We start from the raw sequence: 13,560 nt of genomic DNA, 5'->3' as shown, positions 1-13,560 counted from the left end.
CTCAATTACTGATATTTTATATATATTAATCGTAACCTTTAGGAGTGAAATTATGCAGGAGAGAATTAATAGAATAAAGGAGCAATTACATGAGGCTTCTTATAAATTAACCCCTCAAAGGGAAGCGACTGTTACGGTCTTACTAGAAAATGAAGCGGATCATCTCAGTGCAGAAGATGTATTTTTAAAAGTTAAAGAAAAATCTCCTGAAATCGGTTTAGCAACAGTTTATCGTACGCTGGAGTTGCTCGCAGAATTAAAAGTAGTAGATAAAATAAACTTTGGTGATGGTGTTGCGCGATTTGATCTGCGCAAAGAAGGTGCGAAACATTTTCACCACCATTTAGTCTGTATGAACTGTGGTTCAGTTGAAGAAATTGAGGAAGATTTATTAGAGGATGTAGAAAAGAAAGTTGAACGTGAATATCATTTCCTGATTATGGACCATCGCTTAACATTTCATGGTATTTGCAGTGTTTGCAGAGCTAAGGGTGTCGAAGCAGATCAATTGAATAATAGAATCAATGAATAAAGAGGCGTTTCGTCTCTTTTTTTATGTTAACGCATAATATATTATGGTAAACTAAAATATACATACGAATATAAAAGGGGTGACGGCATGCAGGAAATCATTGATGAGTTTTTGCACTTTATAATGATTGAAAAAGGATTAAGCAAAAATACCATTGCGGCATACAGAAGAGATTTGAATCAATATCAATCTTTTATTGAATCAGAAAAAATTGGATCGATTGATAATATCGATAAATTTACGATTTCAAGATTTCTTGGTAAATTAAAGGACGACGGAAAGTCTTCAAAAACATTAGCAAGAATAACTGCCTCGGTACGCGGATTTCATCAATTTGCACTTAGAGAAAAGTATGCAGTAAAAGACCCAACTATTGTACTTGAACCCCCTAAGTTTGAAAGACGACTGCCGGATGTTTTAACGATTGATGAAGTTGATGCATTTTTAAATGCACCTGACACTTCTAAAGTAACCGGTAAACGTGATCAGGCAATGTTAGAGTTACTGTATGCAACTGGTATGCGTGTTTCAGAATTAATTAATCTGAATGTAGATGATGTCAATACGATTATGGGTTTTGTAAAAGTTACGGGAAAAGGTAACAAAGAACGCATTGTTCCAATCGGCGAGCGTATGATAAAAATGATGGATGACTATATTGCGCATACGAGATATAAAATGATAAAAAAAGAAATTACGGATAGCCTATTTTTGAATTTTCACGGACGACGTATGACACGACAGGGCTTCTGGAAAATTATGAAACAAGTACAGCTTGAAGCAGGAATTACAAAGAAGCTTACGCCTCATACATTAAGGCATTCATTTGCAACGCACTTGCTTGAAAATGGTGCAGACTTGAGAGCTGTGCAGGAAATGCTTGGACATGCTGATATTTCATCTACACAGCTGTATACGCATATTGATACGAAACAAATTAGAGAAGTTTATAAAAATACTCATCCACGAGCATAGGAGGATATTATGAGCAAAGTAAGGTCCATTAAAAGAAGTCAAAAATCTACTCAGAAAAAAACGGTCAGTGACGAACCTGAACAAAAGCTGAGACAAGATGAAAAACCAAGAAATAATATGATGCTATTGACGTTTATTACAATGATGGCACTTGTCTGGGGACTTATGTACTGGTTTTTTATCGTTTAAAGCTTTAAGGCGCGCATTAATAATTTGAGTTCTATCGCGCCGTACATGCTTATGAATAATTTCATCGTTAATTTCATCAGAATGTGTACCATATTGCTCATTGAATAACGCTCTCATTTCACTTTTAAGTGGAAATGTTATTTGACGATATTGTTCACTTTCAATTAATGATGAAAGCGTACTATCCAGGTGGTGTATATCGATAAACTGATGATAAGGACTTAAGTCAATTTGACGTAACGTAAATTGTGCTTTTCTTAAGGTGCGGATTGCACCAGTAATATTATTACGACGTAAATGATACAGTCCTGTAGCAAAAAGGATAAGCACAACTTCAAAATCCTGTTTAGTATAATGTGCTTTGCATTTCCATGAATCTTCCATTATTTCATGGCACTCAAAATAATCTCTTTTATTTTCAAAGTAATGTACAAATAATAACAATGTGTTTTTCAAAATTATCACTCCGGAATTTAGGTGGAATATATGTATGAAGTTAAGTTGGCCTCGTTTGAAGGGCCATTAGATTTATTGCTGCATCTCATTAAGAAATATGAAATCGATATTTATGATATTTCAATGAAGATACTAACAGAACAATATATTAATTATATCAAAGAAATCCCTGATTTAGATATTAATGTGCATGGTGAGTATTTAGTGATGGCGAGCGAGTTACTTCGCATCAAGAGTAGGATGCTATTACCAGAAAGCCCTGTACAATACGAAGATGACGAAGACCCAAGAGAAGAACTGATGAAGCAGTTAATTGAATACCAGAACTATCGATTATATGCAGATATTTTAAATGAACGAAAACAAGAAGAAGATAAGTTTTTTGTTAAACGTGCTAATGATCTCTCTAATTTTGAAGTGAGTGATGTACCATTACAATTAGATATCATGGATTTGATTACTGCTTATAATAAAGCGAAAAGTAGACATAAGTTAATTAGGCCTGAAATTAATGTTACTAGAGATCATTATTCAATTGAAGAAGCTACGCATACAATAAAGCAACAGCTAATGTACAAAGAGACGATCACATTCGATGATTTTGTAACGTATTCTGAAACAAAAACGCAGCTCATTACAATATTTATGGCGATACTTGAACTTATGAAATCTGAAGTAATAACGCTATATCAGGAAAAGATGTTTGGGGAAATTTTGATAGAAAGGGGAACTCAATTTGACATTGAACAAACTTGATATTATTACAGGGATGCTTTATGCAACAGGGGATGAAGGAATTGATTCAGAAACGTTAAGTGAAATTATTCAGCTAACGCCAATCCAGATTGATGATCTTGTTAAAACATTTGAACATGACATATTAGATATTCGTAAATTAGGTGACAAATATTTTTTAATGACAAACGAAAAGCTTAATCCTTATTTGCAGCACCTTGTTACAAATTCGAAGCATAAAAAACTAACGCAGGCATCAATGGAATCTTTAGCAATAATTGCTTATAATCAACCTATTACAAGACATGATGTTGAAATTGCGCGCGGTGTCAATTCAGATGGTCCAATAAAAACTTTGTTAGAAAAAGGGTTGATAGAATCTGTTCAGCAAAAAGATATGAGAGCTCAGCAACTCATTACTACACAGGAATTTTTAAGAACATTCGGCTTAAAGTCACTTGATGATTTACCGAATGATGAACATGGTACGACAGAAACTGAAGAAATAGAACAATTCTTCAAAAATTTAGAGTCGGAGGAATAAAAATGAGTGAACAATTGGAAAGGCTACAAAAAGTTATTGCTAAAAGTGGGGTTACTTCAAGACGTAAAGCGGAAGTGTTAATTACAGAAGGTAAAGTTACTGTTAATGGCAAAACGGTTACAGAATTAGGGACTAAAGTTAAACCAAGTGACATTATTGAAGTAGAAGGGATTCCTTTAGAGAATCCGGAAAAAGTATACATTCTCTTCCATAAACCTACTGGAGTGATTACGAGTGTATCAGATGATAAAGGAAGAAAAGTTGTTACAGATTTCTTCCCCGGATTACATTTAAGAATTTTCCCGGTGGGCAGACTTGATTATGATACTTCAGGGTTATTATTACTTACGAATGACGGGGACTTTGCAAATCAGATGACACACCCGAAATATAAAATGCAGAAGAAATACGTTGCGAAATTAAAAGGTTTTCTATTACGTGAGCAAGTTAAGGAACTGGAACGTGGCATTAAGCTTGAAGATGGTATGACAGCACCTGCTAAAGTAAAAGTGAAGTCTCAGGATAGAGAGAAAAATACGACACTTGTAGAAATTACGATTTATGAAGGACGAAACCGTCAAGTGCGTCGTATGTTTGCGCATTTCGGCCACGAAGTCGTCAAGCTTTCTCGCATTGAATATGGACCATTAACGTTAAAAGGGCTGAATGCCGGTGATGCACGTGAACTTTCACCGCATGAAGTTAAAACTTTACGTAACCTTGCTTTAAATAAATCATAAAGATTCAAAATTCACATAGTTGCCACAGACTATGTGTTTTTGCATGTTATAATTAAATTTATAATGTTTATTGAGAGGGGATTACTATGGCGAAAGCACAAAAAAGGTGGATACAGTACATTATAATGTTGCTTATTCTAGTTGCGATTGGCTTTATATTATATGTAAGTGTATTTAAAGATGGCGAAAAAGTTGTGAAAATAGGTGACAAAGCACCATTATTTGAATTGAAGACGCTAGATGGTGATAAAGTAGCACTTAAAGATTATAAAGGGAAAGGTGTCATTCTAAATTTCTGGGGAACATGGTGTAAACCTTGTAAAGAAGAGATGCCAGACTTAAATCGTATGCATAAATTATATGAATCTAAAGGCGTTGAAGTGCTCACAGTTCATGTAAAGGATTCGCCACAACAAGTGAAACAATTTTTTAGCGAGTTACCTGAAGAAGTTAATCTTAAGGTGGCTTTAGATGGATCGAATGACGTGATGAAAGCATATAATGCTAATGATTTACCGAATACATATGTAATCGACGCAAATGGTGTTATAAAGGCGCATCATAAAGGGCAGATGTCTCAGGCAGAAATAAAAAAATATATGGAATTAGTTCAACCATAAAAGGGGCAGTTTAAATGAAAGATCAATCTATTACTTGTACATGTGGACATGTAAATCCACCAGGTACTCAGCTTTGTCAAAACTGTGGTAGGCTGATAAATGACGATTATGATAAGAAAAAAATTACTGATGTAATGCGTTATGATGGACAGGCAGTAAGAAGTAAAACGAAGAATAAATCTGTTACTGATAAAATTTGGAACTTCTTTGCATCAGTTAAAACGGGAGTAACATTACTTGTATTAACAGTAGTGGCATCTGCACTTGGAACGATGTTTCCGCAACAGTATTTCATTCCTGTTGGAGAAGATCCGTCAACTTTTTATGAGGAAAAGTATGGGGTACTCGGCAAAATTTATTACCAATTAGGGTTTGATAACTTATATACATCGTGGTGGTTTCTAATCCTACTAGTATTTGTCGCATTTTCAATTATTGCTGCAAGTATCGACAGAGGTGTTCCATTACATAAGTCACTTAAAAACCAGACAGTCAAAAAACATGCATCATTTTTCAGACGTCAACGTCTGACATTACATGATCAGCAATTGAATACGGAAATTGCTGATACTTTAAAGGAAAACAAATATAAAGTACGCATGGAGGATGGACATATTCTTGCTGAGAAAGGGCGTTTCAGTAGATATGGTCCATATATTAACCATACTGGGCTGATAATTTTATTGCTTGGGGCAATGCTTCGATTCGTTCCTGCGTTTTATATTGATGAGTTTGTAGGTATTGCTGAAGGTGATACGAAAGTAATTCCTGGTACGCATAACGAGTTTTACATTAAAAATAACAAATTTATTTTCGAACAATATGACAAAGATTCTATGTCAAATATTAATAGTAAATCAACTGACGCCGCGATGAATAAAATTGCAAAAAATTATGAGTCAAAAGTTACGATATATAAAAATAATGCAGATACTTCAGTAATCGGAAGTGCGCCAGAACTTACTAAATTAAAAGATGATAGTGTGCGTGTTAATCATCCGGTGAAGTTTGATCAGTTTGCGTTATATCAAAACAGTTTTGATCAATCACAACTTAAAACAATGATTTTTAAAGTACAGGATAAATCAGGAAAACAAATTGGAGATACATTTGAAGTAAAACTAGATAATCCAGATAATGATTATAAAGTTTCAAAACAAATGAGTGTGCATTTAAGAAACTATGCACCAGATTTCGATAATATATCGGAAAATGGAACATTAACAACAAAATCTCCATTACCGAATAATCCGGCATTTGTATTTGAAGTGAATGACGGAAATAAGTCAGAATACAGTTTACTTAAAATTAGATCGTCTCAGGAAATTTCAAAAAACAACAAATACGATATTAAGTTCGTAAGTGCTACGAATAAAACGGTGACGTATTTAACTGTTAAGAAAGATCTTACATTGCCCGTATTATTCATTGGGTTTTCGATTTTCTTATTTGGTTTAGCTATCGGATCATATATTAACCATAGACGAATCTGGATTAACACAAATGATGGTACTTTAGCAGCTCATACAAATAGAAATTATTATGGATTCAAAAAAGAAATAGATAGTATGTTAGAAAAACATCATTTACAAAAAGTAAATGATAAGTATGAGATGGAGGATAAAGATGAATAGTGAAACTTTATTAAATATAAGTAGTACATCATTGTATGCAGCATTTATTTTATATTTAATTGCTATATTACCGTTTTCTGCAAGTATAAAAGCGAAGTCGAAACGTTATGAAAAAATAGGGATTACATTAACAATAATTGGTTTTGTTATGCAACTTGTATACTTTTTTACACGCTGGATTGCAGCAGGTCATGCACCTGTAAGTAACATGTATGAATTTTTAACGATGTTCGGCATTATGATGGTTGGTGGTTTTTTAGTTATCAACTTGATTTATCACACGCCGGTACTCGCATTATTCTCGTTACCAATCGCAATGCTTGTAATCGTTTATGCGAGCATGTTCTCTAGAGATGTATCTCCATTAATTCCGGCATTACAGAGTAACTGGCTTGCGATTCACGTTATTACTGTAACGATTAGTTATGGGATTTTATCAGTGAGTTCAGTTGCAGGATTAATCTATTTACTTAGATTTGTTGATGCGAAGGAAAAGTCAAAGGACGCTTTCTGGTTAGAAGTCGTAATGTATTTTATCGTACTTGTATTAGCGTTTATATTAACGACGATTGTCATGAAAGGTATTGTAGATTATAAAGAAGATTATTTCTATCAGGATAAAAACGGCGTTGATGCGGTTGCAGAATATCATTTACCAGGACTTGTCACGTTTAAAGACAGTAAACCTGTTGTAAAAATTGAAGGTACGAAGAATGATTACAAAGAAGTAAAACGTTTTGATACGGGAATTGAATTACCACCAGTAATTAATGCACAAAAGTTAAATACGGTACTATGGTCAATTATAATTGGTTCAATAATGTATGGATTAATACGACTCATATTACGTAGAACAATCTTCTCAATTGTAAAACCGTTAACGAATAAAGTATCATTAAGGTTAATGGATGAGATTTGTTATCGCTCAGTAATTATAGGTTTCCCGCTCTTTGCGCTTGGTGGTTTATTGTTTGCAAGTATATGGGCACAAATTGCGTGGAGCAGATTTTGGGGTTGGGATCCGAAAGAAGTATGGGCGCTTATTACGTTCTTATTCTATGCAATATTCTTACATTTACGATTAGGTAAAGGATGGGAAGGTAAAAAGTCTGCCTGGTTAGCAGTTATAGGTATGGCAATAATTTTATTTAATGTAATTGCAGTGAATTTGATTATTGCAGGGCTTCATTCTTATGCATAATGAAAGGGTGAATTAATGATGAAAGAAAAGATATTAATCGTTGATGATGAAGATAGAATCCGTAAACTCGCGAAGATGTATCTTGAACGCGAAGGATTTGAAACAGTCGAAGCAGAAGATGGTGAAACAGCGTTAAAATTAGCGCTTGAAGAGAATTTTCATTGTATACTGTTGGATATTATGCTGCCAGGGATTGATGGCATTGAAGTTTGTAAACGCCTACGTGAAGAAAAGTCTACGCCTGTTATTATGTTAACGGCTAAAGGTGAAGAGAACAATCGTGTCGAGGGATTTGAAATCGGTGCTGATGATTATATCGTAAAACCATTTTCACCGAGAGAAGTTGTTTTACGTGTTAAAGCAATTTTAAGACGTTCACAATCAACAATGTTTTTACAGCAGGATACGCATGCAAAAGATTTAATCGTGTTTGATTCACTCGTTATTGATAACGATGCACACCGTGTATTAGCTGATAATAAAGAGGTGAATTTAACACCGAAAGAGTATGAATTATTGCTCTTCCTCGCAAAAAGTCCCGATAAAGTTTTTGATCGTGAACAATTGTTGAAAGATGTATGGCATTATGAGTTTTACGGTGACTTACGTACTGTAGATACACATGTAAAACGATTACGTGAGAAACTAAATAAAGTATCACCTAATGCAGCAGAGATGATTCATACAGTATGGGGTGTCGGCTATAAGTTTGAGGTTAAGGACGCATGAAATATATGAATAGCGTTGTAATTAAACTGTGGTTAACTATATTATTTATAGTTACCACAGTTTTAATTATATTATCAATAGCACTTATGAGCTTTTTTAATGCATATTTAATGAGTGAGTCTGGACATAATTTAAAGCAGCAAGCTGAGAAGGTTGAACTTGTTTTAATGAGTCGTCATGATAAAAATGATGCGATGAATTACGTGAAAGAATTAATTGAAAATCCAGCAGGACTAATATTAATTACAAATGATTCTGATAAAAATATTAAGTATGATGATCCACTCAAAGCACTTATGCTTAATGAAATAAATACAAATAAAAAATTTGAAAAAGTTTTCAAAAAAGACGAAACAGTCGTCCAGTCGATAAAAGTAAAATATCAAGGTAGTAAACATGAATATATTTTATTAGGATATCCATCACAGGCTTTTAATAATAACAGCAGTGCGATATTTATTTATCAAGATACAAATACAATTTCAGATGCATTTAATTACATCGCCATTATTATTTTTCTTGTCGCATTAGTACTTTTGATATTAACTACGATTTTTGCTTTTTTCCTGTCTACGCGAATAACGAAACCGTTAATACATTTAAAGCATGCCGCATTTAAATTAGCACGAGGGGAAAGGAATGAAAAAATTAAAGTTCAGTCAAGAGATGAAATCGGAGAACTTGCATTGGCGTTCAATAAAATGGAAGAAGATATTTCCATGAACATGAATCGAATTTATTCAGAACGTAATTTAAGGGACCGACTCATTAATGCGATGGAAGATGGTGTTTTAAGTTTTAATATGCATCTTGAGAAGCAGCTCCAGAATCCGAAAGCTGTAAAGTTTCTGGATGATATTGACTCGCATCAGATAGATGAATTAAGCCAAATTGTAAACGAAGTGATGCAATATGGTGATACGATTTATCATGATATGGTGGCGCAGGATAAACATTATGTACTCATCGTTTCTCCGGTTATCAATCGCGATATAAAACAAGGTAACGGTGCAGTTGTTATCATCCGTGATATGACTGAAGAAAGAAAACTTGATCAGATGAAACAAATGTTTATTGCTAATGTCTCTCATGAACTTAGAACACCTATTCAGATGTTACAAGGTTATACTGAAGCGATACTGGACGGCATTGTAACAGAAAAAAGAGATGTTGAAGAATTTTTAAATATTATTTTAGACGAATCAAAACGACTTAATCGTCTTGTAAATGAATTACTGAATGTTGCACGTATTGATGCAGGAGAACAAATTATGACGATTGAGCCGGTCGATGTTGTCGATTTAGTCAATAGAACTTTAATAAACTTTAAGCAGACGATGAAGGAAAATGACATCAAATTAAACGTTGCATTTCATCATACATCACTTGCTTTAATGGATTACGACAAAATGATTCAAGTGCTGACGAATATAATAGATAATGCAGTTAGATATACGGTAAGTGGTGACAATATTTCCGTTGAAACAAAAGAGTCAGACAAGCATATTTTAATAACAATTTCAGACTCAGGAGTTGGTATTGCACCAGAACATATAGACAATATTTTTGAAAGGTTTTATAAAGTAGACCAGGCAAGAACGCGTGGTAAACATGGAACTGGGCTCGGTCTGTTTATCGTTAAGTCTATTATTGAAGCGCACAATGGTACGATAAGTGTAGAAAGTGCATTAGGTGTCGGAACGACGTTTATTATTAAAATCCCTAAAGTTGACGGCAGTAATACAATTGCGTAATATATAATTTATGAAAATTTATCATTCATCTTCGGGGTCGGTGAAATTCCGAACCGGCGGTTATAGTCCGCGACCTGGTGCTATGCGCTGGCTGATCTGGTGGAATTCCAGTACCGACAGTACAGTCTGGATGGGAGAAGATGGAGGTTATCCTCCTCTTTGTAAGATGAATAGAAGGAGAAGGAAATGACACAATTTAATAAGACAAGAAGGCTCATAATTGTGAGTCTACTCAGTGCGGTTGCTTTTTTACTTATGTTTTTAAAGTTTCCGCTACCATTTTTACCACCGTACTTAACGGTTGACCTAAGTGATATACCTGCGATTATTGCATTGTTTACAGTAGGTCCTGTTGGTGCTATAGGTGTAGAAATCATTAAAAACGTTTTAAACTTTTTAATTAATATGGCGGACCCAATCGGTCCACTTGCTAACTTTTTAGCAGGTAGTTCATTTGTATTAACTTTATTTATCATTACAAAAGGCCGCAAACATAAATTATTAATTGGTTTTATTTGTGCAGTGATTGTTATGACAATTGTAATGAGCTTAATGAATTATTTTGTATTGTTGCCTCTATACGGAATGATTATGAATTTTTCTGATATCGCAGCAAACTTAAAAGCTATTATTACATCAGGTATTATTCCGTTTAATATTATTAAAGGATTAATCGTTTCAATAATCGCGGCAATTTTAATAAAAATGTTACCGCGACTAATATAAAAAAAGAACGCTGCTTATTTGCAGCGTTCTTTTTTTATACTATTCAAATTTAAGTGCATCGCCATCAAATGATTCGTCTGCTACTTTAATAGAGTCTGTAGGACATCCTTCAAATGCATCGATCATATCTTCTTCCAATTCTTCTGGAATTACTTGAGTACCTTGGTTATCATCTAAAATTACATATGCAATGCCTTCATCATCATAATCATATATATCTGGAGCAGCAGCGCCACAAGCACCACATGCGATACATGTATCCATATCAACGATAGTATATTTACCTGCCAATTTCTTCGCCTCCTTGCAAATTCGTGATAAAATATATTTATATCATACATAACTATTTTAGTGATTGTTTAATGCTTTTTCAACAAAAAGATTTAGGAGCTTCCAATGAATTCTATTACAGCATACATAAAATCAAATTACAGAACAGACAAATCACTTAAAAGTTTGTGGAATATTGTGGTTGGCGCGAGAACTCAGCAAACATATTTTGACGCTGCAATGCAACAGTTACTACCTGTTTATGAACTTTCACCGAGCTATCCTTTACATAAATTTGAAGAAAAAATTAAAGCACTTGATGATAACTGTTCATTAAAACTTTACCCTTATTTTTATTTAGCATCCGAAGTATCGTTTCAAGCGTTAAGATTACTCGTTCAAACATCATCTGAGTTGAGTTATCACAATAATAAATTTATGCCTGTTTCCTCTGATATAATGATACAGCGACAAGTTAAACGTATTGTACACGAGATAAACCCGGATCAGCTGCATTACGTGAGGGACGATTTAAAGATGCTTGTAGATGCAGTTCATCAAAAATTTGGACATAATATTTTTATTTATCAGTTAAGCGGTAATAATACAAGGGCATTAAATGATGCTCAGTTAGCACGTAGTTTAAATATAGAAACGCATGAACTAAAATTCAAATTATTTATTGAAAAAAACTTTATCATTCATTTACTCAGAAATGCGCCATTTAAAGTATTTAATCAATTGTATTACAGAGTTCCGCTGCACAAAAATACGCTGAAGACTTATCGTTTAATTCATAATAATGATATAGAAGCGACATCAAAACAGTTAAAGCTAAGGACACATACGATTCAGGATCATATAATAGAAATGATCATAAAAGATTACGAAGTAGATATAATGCGTTATATTGATGCATTTGAAATGGACGTGATTTGCGAACAGTATAAAACTGCTCAATATGGGAAACTGAAAACATTTTATGTTAATTCACAAGTTGATGACTATTTTAAATTGAAACTTGGTATTACTAAAGCGAGTATAAGTGAAAGGAGTATATATGAGTATTGAATCATTTGCTCAGAAAGTGTTTGGCATTCATTCATTGAAGCCTGCTCAAATTACCGTTATCAATAATATACTCGAAAAAGAAGACGTACTAGCCCTTATGCCTACAGGTAGTGGTAAATCAATTACATTTCAGCTACCAGTAATTTATTGTGGTGGTAGGGCACTCGTCATTACACCACTTATTGCATTAATGGAAGATCAAGTTATGCAGTTGAATATGAACCGTATAAGAGCTGTTGCAATACATAGTGGTCTTTCAAGTGAAGCAATTCATTTAATTATGGGGGATATAGAACGTTACCAGTTTATTTACTGTTCACCAGAATGGCTGCAAAGCGAATTATGTGATGTTATTTTATCTAAAGTACGCATTACACATATTATACTAGATGAAGCGCACTGTATTTCTCAATGGGGGTATCAGTTCAGGCCGTATTATTTGCTTGTAAACCGCATTATAAATAAATGCAATGCAGTTGTAATCGGACTAACTGCAACAGCTTCACAAAAAATAATTAACGATATAATAGAAGTGACTGAAAGAGATTTAAATGTATTAAACTTTCTTCATATGGATAAAGATATATTTTTATATAAATTTGAAATAGAAGAGCAGGATAAGATTACGTTTTTAAGAAAAACACTTAATGACACCGGACCGACGATAATATATTTTTCGTCCAAAAGGATTTGTGATGAAATTTATTCAATTCTAAGTAAGGAATATACTGTCGACCGATATCATGCGGATATGGAATATAAAGATCGTGCTGATGTACAGTCCAGATATATGGCTGATGATGTGCAGATTATTTGTGCTACGAGTGCATTCGGTATGGGAATTAATAAGAAGAATATACGTACAGTGATTCATTATCATATGCCTTCATCAATATATCAGTTCATACAGGAGATCGGGCGTGCTGGACGTGACGGGGAAGTTTGTCAGTCAATATTATTATATAATGACCATGATATTGTGCAGGCTAGACGGATGATTGAACTTGATAGGATAGATGAGTCAGTTCTATATAATTATTATCATAATAATTTACAAGATGAGACTCTGATTGAAAGAATCAATATTTTCAGAAAGCGGTTTAATGATGAAGAACTGCCAATGAGATTAAAAAAGCAGTTTGAAGAGCAGCAACACAATTTAAACAGTATGTTACGCTATGTAAATTGTAACAATTGTTTGCACAATGAATTAGAAAATTTAAGTATAAATTCTTTAGATAACACCAAGTCAGGAAATCGACTGAACGAAGATTGTGACTATTGTCAGTCAAACGAAATTCAGCGCTTTAAAAGTGCAATTTATTATAATGAATTAGAAACTGTAGCAGCAATTTTAAACAGGTTATTTAATTAACTGTAATAC

At 33.7% G+C, this 13,560-nt stretch carries 15 protein-coding genes and 1 riboswitch; of the genes, 13 read left to right on the top strand and 2 right to left on the bottom strand.

Translation table 11 applies throughout. The features are described from left to right. The first annotated feature begins 52 nt into the window (after positions 1-52). Together fur and xerD are read left to right on the top strand one after the other, a co-directional pair. On the top strand, positions 53-532 hold the full coding sequence (gene fur, locus LAU42_RS06130; protein ID WP_224182764.1) for a ferric iron uptake transcriptional regulator: 480 nt from the start codon (positions 53-55) through the stop codon (positions 530-532). Between the two features lie 87 nt (positions 533-619). Further along, positions 620-1,507, top strand: coding sequence for a site-specific tyrosine recombinase XerD (xerD, locus tag LAU42_RS06125; RefSeq protein WP_224182763.1), 888 nt, complete (start codon positions 620-622; stop codon positions 1,505-1,507). Between the two features lie 123 nt (positions 1,508-1,630). On the opposite strand, the gene LAU42_RS06120 is transcribed toward xerD, so the two are convergent. Continuing rightward, complete coding sequence (locus tag LAU42_RS06120; protein ID WP_224182762.1) at positions 1,631-2,152, bottom strand: DUF309 domain-containing protein; 522 nt, start codon at positions 2,150-2,152, stop codon at positions 1,631-1,633. Between the two features lie 30 nt (positions 2,153-2,182). Between LAU42_RS06120 and LAU42_RS06115 the strand changes: the two genes are divergently transcribed. From LAU42_RS06115 to LAU42_RS06075, 9 genes are all read left to right on the top strand, one after another. Beyond that, on the top strand, positions 2,183-2,908 hold the full coding sequence (locus tag LAU42_RS06115) for a segregation and condensation protein A (protein WP_224182761.1): 726 nt from the start codon (positions 2,183-2,185) through the stop codon (positions 2,906-2,908). Continuing rightward, positions 2,889-3,431 carry an SMC-Scp complex subunit ScpB gene (gene scpB, locus LAU42_RS06110; RefSeq protein WP_224182760.1) on the top strand — a complete coding sequence of 181 codons (543 nt, stop codon included), beginning with the start codon at positions 2,889-2,891 and terminating at the stop codon, positions 3,429-3,431. The genes LAU42_RS06115 and scpB overlap by 20 nt, the downstream gene beginning before the upstream one ends. Positions 3,432-3,433: 2 nt before the next feature. Continuing rightward, entirely contained in the window at positions 3,434-4,171 is a 738-nt protein-coding gene (locus LAU42_RS06105) for a pseudouridine synthase (protein ID WP_224182759.1), read from the top strand. Positions 4,172-4,257: 86 nt separating this feature from the next. After that, complete coding sequence (gene resA / locus LAU42_RS06100; protein ID WP_224182758.1) at positions 4,258-4,791, top strand: thiol-disulfide oxidoreductase ResA; 534 nt, start codon at positions 4,258-4,260, stop codon at positions 4,789-4,791. A 14-nt stretch (positions 4,792-4,805) separates the two neighbouring features. Further along, positions 4,806-6,425 carry a cytochrome c biogenesis protein ResB gene (resB, locus tag LAU42_RS06095; RefSeq protein WP_224182757.1) on the top strand — a complete coding sequence of 540 codons (1,620 nt, stop codon included), beginning with the start codon at positions 4,806-4,808 and terminating at the stop codon, positions 6,423-6,425. Continuing rightward, entirely contained in the window at positions 6,418-7,626 is a 1,209-nt protein-coding gene (ccsB, locus tag LAU42_RS06090) for a c-type cytochrome biogenesis protein CcsB (protein WP_224182756.1), read from the top strand. The genes resB and ccsB overlap by 8 nt, the downstream gene beginning before the upstream one ends. A gap of 18 nt (positions 7,627-7,644) precedes the next feature. Then, positions 7,645-8,355: a response regulator transcription factor gene (locus LAU42_RS06085; protein ID WP_224184756.1), complete on the top strand. Its 711-nt coding sequence runs from the start codon at positions 7,645-7,647 to the stop codon at positions 8,353-8,355. An 86-nt stretch (positions 8,356-8,441) separates the two neighbouring features. After that, on the top strand, positions 8,442-10,109 hold the full coding sequence (locus tag LAU42_RS06080; RefSeq protein ID WP_224182755.1) for an ATP-binding protein: 1,668 nt from the start codon (positions 8,442-8,444) through the stop codon (positions 10,107-10,109). Between the two features lie 23 nt (positions 10,110-10,132). Next, positions 10,133-10,255, top strand: a riboswitch (FMN riboswitch). A 40-nt stretch (positions 10,256-10,295) separates the two neighbouring features. After that, positions 10,296-10,835, top strand: a complete 540-nt coding sequence (locus LAU42_RS06075) for an ECF transporter S component (protein WP_224182754.1) — start codon at positions 10,296-10,298, stop codon at positions 10,833-10,835. 39 nt (positions 10,836-10,874) lie between these two features. On the opposite strand, the gene LAU42_RS06070 is transcribed toward LAU42_RS06075, so the two are convergent. Continuing rightward, positions 10,875-11,099, bottom strand: a complete 225-nt coding sequence (locus tag LAU42_RS06070) for a ferredoxin (protein WP_224184755.1) — start codon at positions 11,097-11,099, stop codon at positions 10,875-10,877. Between the two features lie 132 nt (positions 11,100-11,231). On the opposite strand from LAU42_RS06070, the gene LAU42_RS06065 reads away from it, so the two are divergent. Beyond that, positions 11,232-12,176 carry a helix-turn-helix domain-containing protein gene (locus LAU42_RS06065; protein ID WP_224182753.1) on the top strand — a complete coding sequence of 315 codons (945 nt, stop codon included), beginning with the start codon at positions 11,232-11,234 and terminating at the stop codon, positions 12,174-12,176. Continuing rightward, on the top strand, positions 12,166-13,551 hold the full coding sequence (locus tag LAU42_RS06060) for a RecQ family ATP-dependent DNA helicase (RefSeq protein ID WP_224182752.1): 1,386 nt from the start codon (positions 12,166-12,168) through the stop codon (positions 13,549-13,551). The genes LAU42_RS06065 and LAU42_RS06060 overlap by 11 nt, the downstream gene beginning before the upstream one ends. Positions 13,552-13,560 lie beyond the last annotated feature (9 nt).

Origin of the sequence: Macrococcus armenti (assembly GCF_020097135.1) — a bacterium.
Lineage (GTDB): Bacteria > Bacillota > Bacilli > Staphylococcales > Staphylococcaceae > Macrococcoides > Macrococcoides armenti.
The sequence above is the reverse complement of the archived record's forward strand: the minus strand, read 5'-3'. Positions and strand labels throughout refer to the sequence as shown.